14 protein-coding genes are annotated in these 15,817 nt (G+C 61.9%); all 14 read left to right on the top strand.

The features are described 5' to 3' along the window. Positions 1 to 28 precede the first annotated feature (28 nt). The 14 genes from BXA07_RS17925 (at position 29) to BXA07_RS17860 (ending at position 15,813) form a co-directional block, all read left to right on the top strand. Complete coding sequence (locus BXA07_RS17925) at positions 29 to 1,165, top strand: PAS domain-containing sensor histidine kinase (protein WP_083708374.1); 1,137 nt, start codon at positions 29 to 31, stop codon at positions 1,163 to 1,165. 137 nt (positions 1,166 to 1,302) lie between these two features. Continuing rightward, positions 1,303 to 1,983 (top strand): response regulator transcription factor, encoded by a 681-nt coding sequence (locus BXA07_RS17920; protein WP_034753797.1) that lies wholly within the window; start codon positions 1,303 to 1,305, stop codon positions 1,981 to 1,983. Positions 1,984 to 2,138: 155 nt separating this feature from the next. Continuing rightward, the gene (locus BXA07_RS17915) at positions 2,139 to 2,846 is read left to right on the top strand and encodes a transposase (protein WP_076569478.1); all 708 of its coding nucleotides are present in this window, start codon (positions 2,139 to 2,141) and stop codon (positions 2,844 to 2,846) included. 194 nt (positions 2,847 to 3,040) lie between these two features. Continuing rightward, positions 3,041 to 7,741 carry a glutamate synthase-related protein gene (locus BXA07_RS17910; RefSeq protein WP_076569477.1) on the top strand — a complete coding sequence of 1,567 codons (4,701 nt, stop codon included), beginning with the start codon at positions 3,041 to 3,043 and terminating at the stop codon, positions 7,739 to 7,741. 67 nt (positions 7,742 to 7,808) lie between these two features. Next, positions 7,809 to 9,272 carry a glutamate synthase subunit beta gene (locus BXA07_RS17905; protein WP_076569475.1) on the top strand — a complete coding sequence of 488 codons (1,464 nt, stop codon included), beginning with the start codon at positions 7,809 to 7,811 and terminating at the stop codon, positions 9,270 to 9,272. Positions 9,273 to 9,512: 240 nt separating this feature from the next. Then, entirely contained in the window at positions 9,513 to 10,322 is an 810-nt protein-coding gene (locus BXA07_RS17900; RefSeq protein ID WP_076569564.1) for an ABC transporter ATP-binding protein, read from the top strand. Next, a complete protein-coding gene (gene mlaE, locus BXA07_RS17895) occupies positions 10,319 to 11,104 on the top strand; it encodes a lipid asymmetry maintenance ABC transporter permease subunit MlaE (protein WP_076569474.1) in 786 nt (261 codons plus the stop codon). The genes BXA07_RS17900 and mlaE overlap by 4 nt, the downstream gene beginning before the upstream one ends. A 79-nt stretch (positions 11,105 to 11,183) precedes the next feature. Beyond that, positions 11,184 to 11,654 carry an outer membrane lipid asymmetry maintenance protein MlaD gene (gene mlaD, locus BXA07_RS17890; RefSeq protein ID WP_076569473.1) on the top strand — a complete coding sequence of 157 codons (471 nt, stop codon included), beginning with the start codon at positions 11,184 to 11,186 and terminating at the stop codon, positions 11,652 to 11,654. Next, positions 11,651 to 12,535: an MlaA family lipoprotein gene (locus BXA07_RS17885; RefSeq protein ID WP_076569471.1), complete on the top strand. Its 885-nt coding sequence runs from the start codon at positions 11,651 to 11,653 to the stop codon at positions 12,533 to 12,535. The genes mlaD and BXA07_RS17885 overlap by 4 nt, the downstream gene beginning before the upstream one ends. 72 nt (positions 12,536 to 12,607) lie before the next feature. Further along, a complete protein-coding gene (locus BXA07_RS17880; protein WP_076569470.1) occupies positions 12,608 to 13,243 on the top strand; it encodes an MlaC/ttg2D family ABC transporter substrate-binding protein in 636 nt (211 codons plus the stop codon). A 52-nt stretch (positions 13,244 to 13,295) separates the two neighbouring features. Beyond that, the gene (locus tag BXA07_RS17875) at positions 13,296 to 13,643 is read left to right on the top strand and encodes an STAS domain-containing protein (protein WP_076569468.1); all 348 of its coding nucleotides are present in this window, start codon (positions 13,296 to 13,298) and stop codon (positions 13,641 to 13,643) included. Positions 13,644 to 13,854: 211 nt separating this feature from the next. Then, positions 13,855 to 14,772: an ABC transporter ATP-binding protein gene (locus BXA07_RS17870; RefSeq protein WP_076569466.1), complete on the top strand. Its 918-nt coding sequence runs from the start codon at positions 13,855 to 13,857 to the stop codon at positions 14,770 to 14,772. Then, positions 14,769 to 15,530: an ABC transporter permease gene (locus tag BXA07_RS17865; RefSeq protein WP_076569463.1), complete on the top strand. Its 762-nt coding sequence runs from the start codon at positions 14,769 to 14,771 to the stop codon at positions 15,528 to 15,530. Before BXA07_RS17870 ends, BXA07_RS17865 begins: the two co-directional genes overlap by 4 nt. A gap of 46 nt (positions 15,531 to 15,576) precedes the next feature. After that, the gene (locus BXA07_RS17860) at positions 15,577 to 15,813 is read left to right on the top strand and encodes a BolA family protein (protein ID WP_034753824.1); all 237 of its coding nucleotides are present in this window, start codon (positions 15,577 to 15,579) and stop codon (positions 15,811 to 15,813) included. Positions 15,814 to 15,817: the final 4 nt, after the last annotated feature.

Genomic DNA, 15,817 nt, shown 5'->3' with positions numbered 1-15,817 from the left:
GGCGATTCTCTCTTGCCAGGTATACCGCATGCTGCCCTTCCTGCCTTTCCTTCTCCTGTTGCTGGCCGGCGCCGTCCTCATGGCGCTGCGCTTCGTCCAGCTGCGCCGCGCCCTGCTGCGCGCGCGGGCCGGCGAGCAACAGTTCCGCCTGCTGGCCGAACACGGCCGCGACGCCGCTTTCCTGCTCGATGCCGCTACCCTCGAATTACTCTACATCAGCCCTGCCGCGCAGCGCCTGACGGGGCACGACTTGCCTGCCCTGCGCGAACACGCGGCGCAGCTGGCGGCGGACGTGCCGGCGCGGCTGCAGCGCTGGCGCGATGGCGACGCCAGCCGTTTGAGCCTGCTGCGCGAGGCGGAATTGCCGCACGCCGACGGGCATGTGCTGGCGCTCGAAATCCATTCCACCCTCGTGCCGGGAGCGGCGGGGCGGGGCGTCACCGTGATGGGCACGGTACGCGACGTCAGCGCCGCCCACGCGCAGGAAGCGGCGCGCGAACAGGAGCAGAAGCGCTTCGCCTCGATGCTGTCGCATGAATTCCGCTCGCCGCTGGCCACCATCGACGGCGCCATCCAGCGCCTGGTGTCGACGTCCGCCGACGCCGACGAGGCCACGCGCAAGCGCTACGTGAAGATCCAGACGGCCGTTGACCGTTTGTTGTCCATGATTGACGACTATCTGTCACCTGAGCGCATGGCAGCCATCGGCCGCGAGCGGGCCGCCGACGGTATAGCGCCGCTGGCCCTGCTGCAGCAGGCGGCCGCCACCGTGCCCGCCACCCACCGCGTGCGGCTGGAACTCGACGAAGACTTGCCGGCCAAACTGCGCTGCGACGTGCCGGGCATGGCCCTGTGCCTGAAAATCTTGTTGGATAACGCCGTCAAGTTCAGTCCGGCCGGCAGCAGCATCACCGTGGCCGGACGGCGGGCCAGTGGCGGCGGCGTGGAACTGTGCGTGAGCGACGAGGGCCCCGGCGTGCCGGAGGGGGAACTGGCGCATATCTTCGAGAAAGGAAGCCGCGGAACCCATGCCACGCATGCGGGCGCGGGCCTGGGACTGTACATGGCGCGCGCCGTCGTGGACGTGCATGGCGGGAGTTTGCAGGGGCATAATCTGCCCGAAGGCGGCGCAGTTTTCCGGATATGGCTGCCGCTTCCTGTCTAGACAAGGAAAAGCCTTGCTTCCGCTGAAGTCAACCGTGATAATTCCTTGACGTAAACCTATCAGCCCGTCCATCATGGTGCAGAAGTGCATGGCATGGTTTGCCCACGGTTTGCTTACTAACAAAGAATGGCGTAGCAATGACGAAAATACTGATCGTCGAAGACAATCTGGACTACGCCGAAGACATGGCGGAATTCCTCGTTGAGCTCGAGCATGAGGTCCATATCACCAGCTCCGCTGGCGGCATGTGGACGGCGCTCAGCCATGGAAATGTGGGCGTGGTCGTGCTGGACCTGGGCTTGCCCGATGAAGACGGCTTCAACGTCATCCCCCGCATGCGCCAGCTGTATCCGCAAATCGGCGTGCTGGTGCTCACGGGCAGGGTCGCTTTCGACAGCCGCATCCTCGGCTTGCGCCTGGGCGCCGACCACTATCTGACCAAGCCGATCAAGTTCCCCGAGCTGGCCGCCCACATCGAGGCGCTCGACCGCCGCGTCGGCCCGCAAGACCCCGTGCCCGAGCCGGGCAAGTGGACCTTGAAAGTGAGCGCTCGCCAACTTGAATTGATGGGCGCCGTCATCGCCTTGACGGAAAAGGAATTCAACTTCCTGCACCTGCTGACCATCAATACCCGCCCCGTGCCGCGCGACGTCATCGTGGCGGGCATGGGCGGCGAAGATCCCGACGCGGGCCGCCGGGTCGACATGCTCGTGTACCGGCTGCGCAAGAAAGCCAAGACGGGCCTGGGCCAGGACTTGCCGCTGCGCAGTGCGTATGGCGAGGGCTACAGCCTGTCGGCCAGTTTCAACCTGTCCTGAGACCGGATGCCAGCCACCCGCAAGACGGTGGCTGCATAAAAGGGACGGAGTCATTCGTTTTTTCCAGCATTTTAAATAAAACAGGGTCAGAGTCGCGTCGTGCGCTCGCAAGTGTGTAAAATCAAGGCCTTAGCCTCTATTTACTGACACTTGCCATGGCCCGTTTGCCCCGCCTCATCATTCCAGCACTGCCCCATTACGTGATCCAGCGCGGCAGCAACCGCCAGAGCGTGTTCCAGGACGCCGCCGACTACGCGCAATTTTTGTCCTGGCTGAAAACGGGCGCGAAAATGTTCAAGGTGGCCATCCACGCCTACGTTTTATTGCCAGATCAGCTACATTTGCTGGCCACACCCAGCGATGCGACGGGCCTGGGACAGCTGATGCAGTGGCTGGGACGCTATTACGTGCCGTATTTCAACCAAAAATACGGCCGCGAAGGGGCCTTGTGGCAGGGACGCTACAAAACGTCCGTCATCGATCCCGACAATTTCTTCCTCACGTGCTGCCGTTATCTGGAGTCCGTGCCCGTGCAGTCGGACCTGGCGGGCCAGGCGCTCGATTACAGCTGGTCCAGCTATGCCCACCATGCAGGTGTGCGCCCCGATCCCGTGATTACCGACCATGCGCTGTACTGGGCGCTGGGCAACACGCCGTTCGACCGCGAGGCGGCCTATCTGCGCCTGTTCGAGCAAGGCCTGGGCAGCAGCCAGGTCAACGTGGTGGAGCAGGCTGTATTGAAGGGCTGGCCCCTGGGTGCCGACGCTTTCAAGCAGGCGCTGGAGCAGAAAATGCAGCGGCAAGTGCTGCCTGCCAAGCGGGGCCGCCCCCGCAAGATCGCGGCCGAATCTGACGCCAATTGAAAAGCATTCGCATTTAAAACAAAAAACGGTTTCATTCTGACGATTTATTGAAATTGCGTTGACTATGTCCCTATTAAATTTTGCGGGAGACGAAAACCAATTTAATTCGACTCCGACCCTAATTGTTGTAGTTGAGTTTTTTGTTGCGTTGCACTACTCTAGTTTTTCGATATCCATACGCAGCGGAGAAGCCCATGAAAGCGCAAGGCCTGTACGACCCAGCCAATGAACACGATGCCTGCGGCGTCGGTTTCGTCGCCCATATCAAGGGCAACAAGACCCATTCGATCGTCGAACAGGGCTTGCTGATCCTGAAAAACCTCGATCACCGGGGCGCCGTGGGCGCCGATGCGCTGATGGGCGATGGCGCCGGCATCCTGATCCAGATTCCTGACCAGTACTACCGCGAAGAAATGGCCAAGCAGGGCGTGGAATTGCCGCCGCCTGGCGAATACGGCGTGGGCATGGTCTTCCTGCCGAAGGAACACGCGTCGCGCATCGCATGCGAACAGGAAATCGAACGGGCCGTGCGCATCGAGGGACAAGTCATCCTGGGCTGGCGCAACGTGCCCATCGATACGGACATGCCGATGTCGCCCACCGTGCGCGCCAAGGAACCCGTCATCCGCCAGATCTTCATCGGCCGCGGCCCGGACATCATGGTCACCGACGCGCTCGAGCGCAAACTGTATGTGATCCGCAAATCGTCGGGCCACGCCATCCAGGCCTTGAAACTGCTGCACGGCAAGGAATTCTTCGTGCCGTCGATGTCGGCCCGTACCATCGTCTATAAAGGCTTGCTGCTGGCCGACCAGGTGGGCGTGTACTACAAGGACTTGCAGGATGCGCGCTGCATCTCGGCCCTGGCCCTCGTGCACCAGCGCTTCTCGACGAATACCTTCCCGGAATGGCCGCTGGCCCACCCCTACCGTTTGATCGCGCACAATGGCGAAATCAACACGGTGAAAGGCAACTTCAACTGGATGCGCGCGCGCGAAGGCGTGATGAAGTCGGCCGTGCTGGGCGACGACCTGCAAAAGCTGTTCCCGCTGATCTATGAAGGCCAGTCCGACACGGCGTGCTTCGACAATGCGCTGGAACTGCTGCTGATGGCCGGCTACCCGATCGCCCAGGCGATGATGATGATGATTCCGGAAGCGTGGGAAAACCATACGACGATGGACGACAACCGCCGCGCCTTCTATGAATACCACGCGGCCATGATGGAACCGTGGGACGGCCCCGCCGCCATGGCCTTCACGGATGGCCGCCACATCGGCGGCACCCTGGACCGCAACGGCCTGCGCCCGGCCCGCTACATCGTCACGGACGACGACCTGGTGGTGATGGCGTCGGAATCGGGCGTGCTGCCGATCCCGGAATCGAAGATCATCCAGAAATGGCGCTTGCAGCCTGGCAAAATGTTCCTGATCGACCTGGAAGCGGGCCGCATCATCGACGACCAGGAACTGAAAAACACCTACGCCAACGCGAAGCCGTATAAAGCGTGGATCAATTCGGTGCGCATCAAGCTCGACGAGATCAAGCTGGCCGAAGGACAAGCGAAACAGGACCGCGCCCAGGGCGAAAAAGCCCAGCCGTCGCTGCTCGACCGGCAGCAGGCGTTCGGCTACACGCAGGAAGACTTGAAATTCCTCATGGCGCCGATGGCCGTGGCCGGCGAAGAGGCGACGGGCTCGATGGGCAATGACTCGCCGCTGGCCGTCATGTCGAACAAATTGAAGCCGCTGTATAACTACTTCAAGCAGCTGTTCGCGCAAGTGACGAACCCGCCGATCGACCCGATCCGCGAAGCGATGGTGATGTCGCTCGTGTCCTTCATCGGCCCGAAACCGAATTTGCTCGACACCAACAACGTCAATCCGCCGATGCGCCTGGAAGTGGCGCAGCCCGTGCTGGGCTTTGACGACATGGCGCGTCTGCGCAACATCAGCGCCCACACGGGCGGCAAGTTCAAGTCGTACGAACTGGACATCTGCTACCCGCTGGCCTGGGGCAAGGAAGGCGTGGAAGCGTGCCTGGCCTCGCTGTGCGCGGAAGCCGTCGACGCCGTGAAATCCGGCCATAACATTTTGATCGTCTCGGACCGCGCCATCTGCGCCGACCAGGTGGCGATCCCCGCGCTGCTGGCCACGTCCACCGTGCACCAGCACCTGGTGAGCAAGGGCTTGCGCGCTTCCACCGGCCTCATCGTGGAAACGGGCTCGGCCCGCGAAACCCACCACTTCGCCTTGCTGGCCGGCTATGGCGCGGAAGCCGTCCACCCCTACCTGGCCATGGAAACCCTGGCCGAGATGGCGCACGGCTTGCCCGGTGACTTGTCGGCGGACAAAGCGATCTACAACTACACGAAGGCGGTCGGCAAGGGCTTGATGAAAGTCATGTCGAAGATGGGCATTTCCACGTATATGTCGTACTGCGGCGCGCAGATCTTCGAAGCCATCGGCCTGAACAAGTCGCTGGTGGACAAATACTTCAAGGGCACGGCCTCGAACGTGGAAGGCATCGGCGTGTTTGAAGTGGCGGAAGAAGCGCTGCGCCTGCACGCGCTGGCCTTCGGCAACGATCCCGTGCTGGTCGATAAACTCGACGCGGGCGGCGAATACGCCTTCCGCGTGCGCGGCGAAGACCACATGTGGACGCCGGACGCGATTGCAAAATTGCAGCACTCCACGCGCAGCAACAATTTCTCCAGCTATAAGGAGTATGCGCAAATCATCAACGACCAGAGCCGTCGCCACCTGACCCTGCGCGGCCTGTTCGAGTTCAAGCTCGACCCGACGAAGGCCATACCGCTCGATGAAGTGGAGCCGGCCAAGGAAATCGTCAAGCGCTTCGCTACCGGCGCCATGTCGCTCGGCTCCATCAGCACGGAAGCGCACGCAACGCTGGCGGTCGCCATGAACCGCATCGGCGGCAAGTCGAACACGGGCGAGGGCGGCGAAGATCCGAACCGCTACACGCAGGAATTGAAGGGCATCCCCATCCGCCAGGGCGACACCATGGCGTCGGTGGTGGGCAGCGAGCAGATCGTTGTCGATATTCCGCTGCAGGAAGGCGATTCCATGCGCTCGCGCATCAAGCAGGTGGCGTCGGGACGTTTCGGCGTCACGGCCGCCTACCTGAACTCGGCCGACCAGATCCAGATCAAGATGGCGCAGGGCGCGAAACCGGGCGAGGGCGGCCAGTTGCCGGGCCATAAGGTGTCCGAATACATCGCCAGCCTGCGCTTTTCCGTGCCGGGCGTGGGCCTGATTTCGCCGCCGCCGCACCACGACATCTATTCCATCGAAGACCTGGCGCAGCTGATCCATGACTTGAAGAACGCCAATCCGCGCGCCTCGATTTCCGTCAAGCTGGTGTCGGAAGTGGGCATCGGCACGGTCGCCGCCGGCGTCACCAAGGCCAAGGCCGACCACGTCGTCGTCGCCGGCCACGATGGCGGCACGGGCGCCTCGCCCTTGTCGTCCGTGAAACATGCGGGCACGCCGTGGGAGCTGGGTCTGGCAGAAACGCAACAAACGCTGGTCTTGAACGGCTTGCGCAGCCGTATCCGCGTGCAGGCCGACGGCCAGATGAAGACGGGCCGCGACGTGGTCATCGCCGCCTTGCTGGGCGCCGACGAAATCGGCTTCGCCACGGCGCCGCTGGTGGTCGAAGGCTGCATCATGATGCGCAAGTGCCACTTGAATACGTGCCCGGTGGGCGTGGCCACGCAAGACCCGGTGCTGCGCGCCAAGTTCTCGGGCAAGCCCGAGTATGTCGTCAATTACTTCTTCTTCGTTGCCGAGGAAGCCCGCCAGTTGATGGCGCAGCTGGGCATCCGTACCTACGATGAATTGATCGGCCGCGTCGACCTGCTCGACAAGTCCAAGGCGATCACGCACTGGAAGGCGCAGGGCCTGGACTTCTCGGCCATCTTCCACAAGCCGGAAACGACGGGCGAGCAAGCCTGCCGCCACGTGGAAAACCAGGACCACGCGCTGGAAAAGGCGCTCGACCACAAGCTGATCGCGCAAGCGCGCGCGGCGCTGGAAAAGGGCGAGCGCGTCTCGTTCATCTCACCCGTGCGCAACGTCAACCGCACGGTGGGCACCATGCTGTCCGGCGAAGTGGCGAAGAAATACGGCCATGCCGGCTTGCCGGACGACACCATCCACATCCAGCTGCAAGGCACGGCGGGCCAGTCGGCCTGCGCCTTCCTGGCGCACGGCATCACCATCGACCTGGTGGGCGAGGGCAACGATTACGTGGGTAAAGGTCTGTCCGGCGGGCGCATCATCGTGCGGCCGAATACGGAATTCCGTGGCTGGGCCGTGGACAACATCATCATCGGCAACACGGTGCTGTACGGCGCCATCGCCGGCGAAGCCTTCTTCAACGGCGTGGCAGGCGAACGCTTTGCCGTGCGCAACTCGGGCGCCACCACGGTGGTCGAGGGCCTGGGCGACCATGGCTGCGAATACATGACGGGCGGCACGGTGGTGGTCCTGGGCAACACGGGACGCAACTTTGCGGCCGGCATGTCGGGCGGCATCGCCTATGTGTATGACCCGGCCGGCGACTTTGCCAGCAAATGCAACACGGCCATGGTCAGCCTGGACAAGGTCGTGTCGGCAGCGGAACAGCACGTCGACCGCGACGCCTGGCATACGCAGCACCGCGACGGCGTGCCGGAAGCCGATGAAGTGATCCTCAAGCGCCTGATCGAGCGTCACTTCAAGCACACGGGCAGCACCCGCGCCCGCGTCCTGCTCGACGACTGGGCCGCGGCGCGCGGCAAGTTCGTGAAGGTCTTCCCGAACGAATACAAGCGCGCGCTGATCGAAATGGCAGCTGACGCCGCCATGGAAGTGCAAGCCGTCGCCGCCTGAGCCAGCTAGAACAATGATACGGGAGCGGCCATGCCGCTCCCCGCCAGCCAAATACAAAGGAAACATCGTGGGTAAAATTACCGGCTTCATGGAATTCAAGCGCCAGGACGAACACTATCTGGAGCCTGCCGCGCGTCTGAAGAACTACAAGGAATTCGTGCTGCACCTGTCGGACGCGCAAGCGACCGTGCAGGGCGCGCGCTGCATGGATTGCGGCATCCCTTTCTGCACCACGGGTTGTCCCGTGAATAACATCATTCCCGACTGGAATGACCTGGTGTACCGCGGCGCCTACCGCGAAGCGCTCGATACCCTGCATTCGACGAATAACTTCCCGGAATTTACGGGCCGCATCTGCCCGGCGCCATGCGAGTCGGCCTGCACGCTGGGCATCCACGAAGATCCGGTCGGCATCAAGTCCATCGAGCATAAAATAATCGACATGGGCTGGGAGCACGGCTGGGTCACGCCGCAGCCGGCAGGTTTTAGTACCGGCAAGAAAGTGGCCATCGTCGGTTCCGGCCCCGCCGGCCTGGCGGCGGCGCAGCAGCTGGCGCGCGCCGGCCACGCCGTCACCGTGTTCGAGAAGAGCGACCGGATCGGCGGCTTGTTGCGTTACGGCATCCCTGACTTCAAGATGGAAAAGTCGCACATCGACCTGCGCGTGAAACAGATGGAAGCCGAAGGCGTCGTGTTCCGTACCAGCGTGCTGGTCGGCAAGGATTTCCCTGCCAACGTGAACAACTGGGCCAAGGAAACCATTTTCCCGGAAGACCTGGAAAAAGAATTTGACGCCGTCATCATGGCCGGCGGCGCCGAGCAGCCGCGCGACTTGCCCGTGCCGGGCCGCGAACTGAAAGGCGTGCATTTCGCCATGGATTTCCTGCCGCTGCAAAACAAGGTCAACGCGGGCGACAAGCTCAAGGACCAGATCAAGGCCACGGGCAAGCACGTGGTGGTGATCGGCGGCGGCGACACGGGTTCCGACTGCGTCGGCACCTCGAACCGCCATGGCGCCGCTTCCGTGGCCCAGTTCGAACTGATGCCGCAGCCGCCGGAACAGGAAAACAAGCCGCTCGTCTGGCCGTACTGGCCGACCAAGCTGCGCACCTCGTCCTCGCACGAGGAAGGCTGCGAGCGCGACTGGGCCGTGGCCACCAAGCGCTTCGAAGGCAAGGGCGGCAAGGTGGAAAAGCTGATCGCCTGCCGCGTTGAATGGAAAGACGGCAAGATGAGCGAAGTGCCGAACTCGGAATTCGAGATGAAGGCCGACCTGGTCTTCCTGGCCATGGGTTTTGTTTCGCCAGTGCAACAAGTGCTGGAAGCGTTCGGCGTCGACACGGATGCGCGCGGCAACGTCAAGGCCAGCACGGACGGCGAAGGCTGCTACCAGACGTCGGTGCCGAAAGTGTTTGCGGCCGGCGACATGCGCCGCGGCCAGTCGCTGGTGGTGTGGGCCATCCGCGAAGGGCGCCAGTGCGCGCGCGCCGTCGATGCCTTCCTGATGGGCGCATCCTTGCTGCCGCGTTAAGATTTGAGCTGGATCAAGCCAGGGCCACGGCGCGCGATGCGTCGTGGCCCTTGTTCTTTTGGTCATGCCGCCGTTTGCCAGGGCGGTGCGCGTGCAGCCTCGCGTTTTTTACAATAAAATATCTGACTTTCGATTCATTAGTGTTGTATTCTCCCCCTGTCCCGGGCTGTCCAAGGGGGTGTCTCAGCAGAGATTGGCGTTTCTGCACTACAATACGCCATTAAAATAGTGAGCTTCGTCGTGCCAAATCTTGTTGAAATCCGTGATTTACACTTTGCCTATGGAGAACGTTCGATTTTATCGGGCCTTCAAATGGATTTCCCACGTGGAAAAGTTGTGGCCGTCATGGGTGGTTCCGGCAGTGGCAAGACGACCGTATTGCGCCTGATCGGCGGGCAGCTGCGCCCCGGTTCCGGTTCCGTGAATGTGGACGGCCAGATCGTGCATACGCTGGGGACGGACCAGTTATACCAGCTGCGCCGCAAGATGGGCATGCTGTTCCAGCACGGCGCGCTGTTTACGGACCTGACGGCGTTCGAGAACGTCGCCTTCCCCCTGCGCGAACACACGAACCTCAATGAAGAGCTGATCCGCACCCTGGTGCTGATGAAGCTGCACGCCGTGGGCTTGCGCAATGCGGCGCAATTGAAGCCGGCCGAGATTTCCGGGGGCATGGGCCGCCGCGTCGCGCTGGCGCGCGCCATCGCGCTCGACCCCGAACTGATCATGTATGACGAGCCGTTCGCCGGCCTGGACCCGATTTCCATGGGCGTGACGGCCAATTTGATCCGCAATCTGAACGATGCGCTGGGCTCCACGTCTATCCTGGTATCGCACGATGTAAAGGAGTGTTTTGCCATCGCTGATTACGTCTATTTTCTGTCATCGGGCAAGATCGTGGCGCACGGTACGCCGGCCGAAATGGCTGTGTCGACGCATCCGTACGTGAAGCAGTTCGTCAATGCCGAGGCCGATGGCCCCGTCCCGTTCCACTATCCGGGCAAGTCGCTGGCCGACGACCTGGGTCTGCATGTGGGAGCGGGCCGATGATCGCGCGTTTTCTGGCGGCGATCGGAGCATGGTTGCGCAATTCGGTACAAGACCTCGGCTTTGCCGTGCGTTCCTTCTTTCTCATCATCGCCTCCTCGGGGGGCTTGTGGCGCCGTCCGCACTTGCTCATCGAGCAATTGTTTTACATCGGCAGCCGCTCGGTCGTGATCATCGCCGTGTCCGGCCTGTTCGTCGGCATGGTGCTCGGTTTGCAAGGCTATTACACACTGAGCACCTTTGGCGCGACGCAGTCGCTGGGGCAGCTGGTGGCGCTGTCACTGATGCGCGAACTGGGGCCGGTCGTCACGGCCCTGCTGTTCGCGGGCCGCGCCGGTACCTCGCTGACGGCCGAAATCGGCCTGATGAAGGCGGGCGAGCAGTTGTCGGCCATGGAAATGATGGCCGTCAACCCGATCCAGCGCGTGCTGGCGCCCCGTTTCTGGGCCGGCGTGATCGCCATGCCCATCCTCGGCGGCATCTTCACGGCCGTCGGCGTCATCGGCAGCTACCTGGTCGGCGTCGTGCTGATCGGCGTCGATGAAGGCTCGTTCTGGTCGCAGATGCAGGGCGGCGTGAATGTCTGGAAAGATATTGGCAACGGTACCTATGTCAAAAGCTTGGTCTTCGGCATCGCGGTAACCTTCATCGCCCTGTTCCAGGGTTACCAGGCACAGCCGACGCCGGAAGACGTGTCCGGCGCCACCACGCGCACGGTTGTTATTTCGTCGCTGATGGTGTGGTGGCTCGACTTCATGATGACGGCTTTGATGTTTAGCAAGTAATTGCAGATCAGCAAAAAAATTAGCGGCCTGGGCGGGATCTGCGCAGGTGGCGGCAAGTAAAAATTATTTAGGATTGTTTATGCAACGTAAATCTTTGGATGTCTGGGTTGGCTTGTTCGTCTTGCTGGGCGTGGTGGCAGTGATGTTTTTGGCGTTCAAGGCCGGCAATATGAGCTCGCTGTCGTTCAGCAAGACGTATACCATTACTGCGAAGTTTGACAATATTGGCGGCCTCAAGCCACAAGCGCCCGTCAAGGGCGCTGGCGTGGTGGTCGGGCGCGTGGCGGAGATCCGCTTTGACGACAAGACCTATCAGGCGCTCGTCAAGCTCGACATCGAAGATGGCTACAAATTTCCGAAAGACAGCTCGGCCAAGATTCTGACGGCCGGTTTGCTCGGTGAGCAGTACATCGGCCTGGAAGCAGGCGGTGATCTGGTGAACCTGGCAGAAGGCGACAAGATCGCCCGCACTCAATCGGCCACAGTGCTGGAAGACCTGATCAATCAGTTCATCTACAGCAAGGCAGCGGAAGGAAAGGACAGCAAATGAGCGAGTCGACCATGAAATCCCAAGGCAGCCTGGCGCGTATCGGCCTGGCCCTGGCCATCGCCGCCAGCGTGAGCGCCTGCGCCACCGGCACCAATCCGCGCGACCCGCTGGAAGGGTATAACCGCGCCATGTTCAAGTTCAACGACACCATTGACCAAGTGGCCCTGAAGCCCGTCGCCACGGCCTACAAGACGGTCACGCCGTCGTTCGTGCAAACGGGCGTGGGCAACTTCTTCGGCAACCTGGCCGACGTGTGGAGCGCCGTGAATAACTTGCTGCAAGGCAAGGGCGAAGCGGGCTTGCAAGACGTCGTGCGCGTCAGCATGAACTCGACTTTCGGCATCTTCGGCCTGATCGACATCGCCTCGCAGGCCGGCATTCCGAAGCACAGCGAAGATTTCGGCCAGACCCTGGGCTGGTACGGCATTCAGCCTGGTCCCTACGTGATGCTGCCGCTGCTGGGCCCATCGACCGTGCGCGACACGGTGGCCCTGCCGCTCGACATCACGGGCGACCCATGGCGCTACAAGGACCCTGTTTCGGTGCGCAATATCGGCACGGTGACGCGCGTGGTCGACAAGCGCGCCGCCCTGCTCGACGCGACGAACCTGATGGAAGCGGCCGCGCTCGACCGCTATGAATTCATCCGCGACGGCTTCCTGCAGGCGCGCGAGAGCAAGGTTTTCGATGGCGATACGGACCGCCGCGACCGGAAAGTGCCAAAAAACGACACCAGCGATTACGCGCCCGAGTACGATGCAAAACCACAGCCGGCCCCTGCGGAAGCACCGCCAGCCGTGGCTGCGGCCGATGTTGTCCCAGCCGACCTCGTAACATCTGGTAGCAATACCGTGGCATCCGAGGCCAAGCCTCAGGAGTAAACTGCGGGACAAGAACACCACGGCTGCGATCAACGCCAGCCGGTGCATAGCAACACCATGAAAGGTAGAACCATGAAATTGATGAAACAACTGCTGGCGATGGCGACCATTGCCTTTGCCACCGCCGCCCAGGCCGCTCCCGCCGTGGAAGCGCCCGATGTGTTGGTCAAACGTATCAGCCAGGACGTGATCGAGACGGCCAAGGCCGACAAGGCCATCCAGGCGGGCGATATCAAGCGCGTCACCGAATTGGTAGAAAGCAAAATCTTGCCGTACGTGGATTTCCAGCGCATGACGTCGCTGGCAGCCGGCCGCTTCTGGCGCGACGCCACGCCGGACCAGCAAAAGCAGCTGTCGGCGGAATTCCGCACCCTGCTGATCTACACGTATTCGGGCGCCTTGTCGCAGATCAAGAACGAAACCGTGGAATTCAAGCCGCTGCGCGCCGATCCTAGCGATACGGAAGTGGAAGTGCGTTCGCAAGTGAACGTGGCGCGCGGCGAACCCGTGCCCCTGAACTACCGCGTGGCGAAAACCCCGTCCGGCTGGAAGATCTATGACATCAACGTGCTGGGCGCGTGGCTGGTGGAAACCTACAAGAGCAGCTTTGCCAGCGAGATCAGCAAGGGCGGCATCGATGGCCTGATCAAGACCCTGCAGGCGAAAAACAAGGCCCTGGCCAGCCGTCCTGCCGCCAAAGCCAAATAATCGGCTATCATATAGCTCCTGACCCAGCTCCAGACCAGCGCAGCCCGACGCCATGCCCGACTCTCTCGACACCTTGCAGTCCCTGACTTCCCTGACCGTGCACAATGCCACTTCGGCATTGGAGCAGGGGCTGGACGCCATCCGCTCGGGCCAGACGAAGTTCGACTTGCGCAACGTCAAGGCCGTCGATTCGGCCGCCGTCTCCGTCATGCTGACGTGGCAACGCGCCGCGCAGGACGCGGGCGGCGTGCTGGAGCTGAAAAACCTGCCGAACAACCTGAAAAACCTCACCAAGCTGTATGGCGTCTGCTCGCTCGTTTCGAGCACCCTGACGACCGACGACTGCGCCAGCGCCGGCGGCCACGCCGAACGCAGCCCGTCCGACCTGCATCATCATTGATCCTGTCCCACTCCCCGCATCAGCAGTAGCTTTCAAGCCGACATGCCAGCAGCGTCGCCGGATTGATCTCCAAGTGTTCCACGAAGTTTCCAACTATAATTGACTGTTGCGCTACCCTCCACGGAAGGGGCGCCCTGCACCGGCCTGCCGGCCTGGATTTTCCCGGCACTGGCGCATCACACACCAGACGCATTACACTTGAAACAAGCACATGACCGCAATTCAAATCACGAATGTAGAAAAGAGCTATAAATCGCTCAAGGCGCTGGGCGGCGTGTCGCTGGCCATCGAGGAAGGCGAGTTTTTTGGCCTGCTCGGCCCGAATGGCGCCGGCAAGACCACCCTCATTTCCATCATCGCCGGCCTGATACGCCCCGACGCGGGCACCGTCAAGATCCATGGCCATGACGTGGTCAAGGACTTCCGCAACGCGCGCCGCAACCTGGGCGTGGTGCCGCAGGAACTCGTGTTCGACCCGTTCTTCACCGTGCGCGAAACCCTGCGCCTGCAGTCCGGCTATTTCGGCCTGCCGAACAACGACAAGTGGATCGACGAGGTCATGGAAAACCTGGACCTGACCGGCAAGGCCGACACCAACATGCGCGCCCTGTCCGGCGGCATGAAGCGCCGCGTGCTCGTGGCGCAGGCGCTGGTGCACAAGCCGCCCGTCATCGTGCTCGATGAGCCGACGGCCGGCGTCGACGTGGAACTGCGCCAGACCCTGTGGAAGTTCATCTCGCGCCTGAACCGCGAAGGCGGCCACACGGTCGTGCTGACCACGCACTACCTGGAAGAGGCGCAAGCCATGTGCCAGCGCGTGGCCATGCTGAAGACCGGCAAGGTGGTGGCGCTTGACACCATGTCGGCCCTGATCCGCCGCATCGCCGGCTCGCAGCTGCAGGTGCACCTGAAAAACGGCAGCCTGCCGGCCGACCTGCGGCACCTGGTGCTGCACCCGGAAGAACAGCAGGCGCCGAACAAGTTCAGCCTGCGCGTCAACGAATACAGCGAAGTCGAGAAAATCCTCGCCCGCCTGCGCGAGTCGGGCGTCGAGATCGATGAAATGCAATTGCAACAAGCCGACCTGGAAGATATCTTCTTGCAGATCATGGATAAAGGTACCGTATGATTTCGACAGGATTTCGCACCCTCGTCTACAAAGAGACGCTGCGCTTCTGGAAAGTGGCGACGCAAACCGTGGCCGCACCCGTGCTCACGTCGATGCTGTACCTGCTGGTGTTCGGCCATGTGCTCGACGGCCGCGTCGAGCCCAGCCCCGGCGTCAGCTACACGGCCTTCCTGATTCCCGGCCTGGTGATGATGAGCGTGCTGCAAAACGCGTTTGCCAATTCCTCGTCCTCGCTGATCCAGTCCAAGATCACGGGCAACCTCGTGTTCGTGCTGCTCACGCCCCTGTCGCACTGGGAAATCTTCTCGGCGTATGTACTCGCTTCCGTCGCGCGCGGCCTGGCCGTGGGCTTTGGCGTGTTTGCCATCACCTGCTGGTTCGCCGACCTGTCGTTTGTCGCCCCGCTGTGGATCGTCATCTTCGCCTTCCTGGGCGCCGCCATGCTGGGCACCATGGGCCTGATCGCCGGCATCTGGGCCGAGAAATTCGACCAGCTGGCCGCCTTCCAGAATTTCCTGATCATGCCGGCCACCTTTTTGTCGGGCGTGTTCTATTCGATCCACTCGCTGCCCGCCTTCTGGCAGACGGTATCGCACCTGAACCCCTTCTTCTACATGATCGACGGTTTCCGCTACGGCTTCTTCGGCACCTCCGACGTCAGCCCGTGGCTCAGTCTTTCCATCGTCGCCGGCTTCCTCGTGATCCTGGCGCTGGCGTCGATCCGCCTGCTGAAAAGCGGCTACAGACTGCGCCATTGATTGCGGCACATCACATCACTACATTATTCAATATCAAGGACTTATCGTGACCACCACTCCAGAACTGATCCACGGCTATTTGTCGGCCGGCCTCGAATGCACGCACCTCGAAGTGGAGGGCGACGGCCAGCACTTCCAGGCCGTGATCGTTTCGCCCGCGTTTGCCGGCAAGCGCCTGATCCAGCGTCACCAGATCGTCTACGCGGCGCTGGGCGACCGCATGCGCGAAGAAATCCACGCGCTGTCGATGAAAACCCTGACACCAGAAGAATTCCAAGGATAAGCAC

Source organism: Janthinobacterium sp. TND4EL3 (assembly GCF_900156175.1).
Lineage (GTDB): Bacteria > Pseudomonadota > Gammaproteobacteria > Burkholderiales > Burkholderiaceae_D > Janthinobacterium.
Note: the sequence above shows the minus strand (reverse complement) of the source record. Positions and strands in the feature narration are given on the sequence as shown.

Bases quoted from the DNA above. Each gene is read 5' to 3' on its own strand.
- BXA07_RS17925 (WP_083708374.1), top strand. From the start codon at position 29: ATGCTGCCCTTCCTGCCTTTCCTTCTCCTGTTGCTGGCCGGCGCCGTC.
- BXA07_RS17920 (WP_034753797.1), top strand. From the start codon at position 1,303: ATGACGAAAATACTGATCGTCGAAGACAATCTGGACTACGCCGAAGAC.
- BXA07_RS17915 (WP_076569478.1), top strand. From the start codon at position 2,139: ATGGCCCGTTTGCCCCGCCTCATCATTCCAGCACTGCCCCATTACGTG.
- BXA07_RS17910 (WP_076569477.1), top strand. From the start codon at position 3,041: ATGAAAGCGCAAGGCCTGTACGACCCAGCCAATGAACACGATGCCTGC.
- mlaE (WP_076569474.1), top strand. From the start codon at position 10,319: ATGATCGCGCGTTTTCTGGCGGCGATCGGAGCATGGTTGCGCAATTCG.
- mlaD (WP_076569473.1), top strand. From the start codon at position 11,184: ATGCAACGTAAATCTTTGGATGTCTGGGTTGGCTTGTTCGTCTTGCTG.
- BXA07_RS17885 (WP_076569471.1), top strand. From the start codon at position 11,651: ATGAGCGAGTCGACCATGAAATCCCAAGGCAGCCTGGCGCGTATCGGC.
- BXA07_RS17880 (WP_076569470.1), top strand. From the start codon at position 12,608: ATGAAATTGATGAAACAACTGCTGGCGATGGCGACCATTGCCTTTGCC.
- BXA07_RS17875 (WP_076569468.1), top strand. From the start codon at position 13,296: ATGCCCGACTCTCTCGACACCTTGCAGTCCCTGACTTCCCTGACCGTG.
- BXA07_RS17870 (WP_076569466.1), top strand. From the start codon at position 13,855: ATGACCGCAATTCAAATCACGAATGTAGAAAAGAGCTATAAATCGCTC.
- BXA07_RS17865 (WP_076569463.1), top strand. From the start codon at position 14,769: ATGATTTCGACAGGATTTCGCACCCTCGTCTACAAAGAGACGCTGCGC.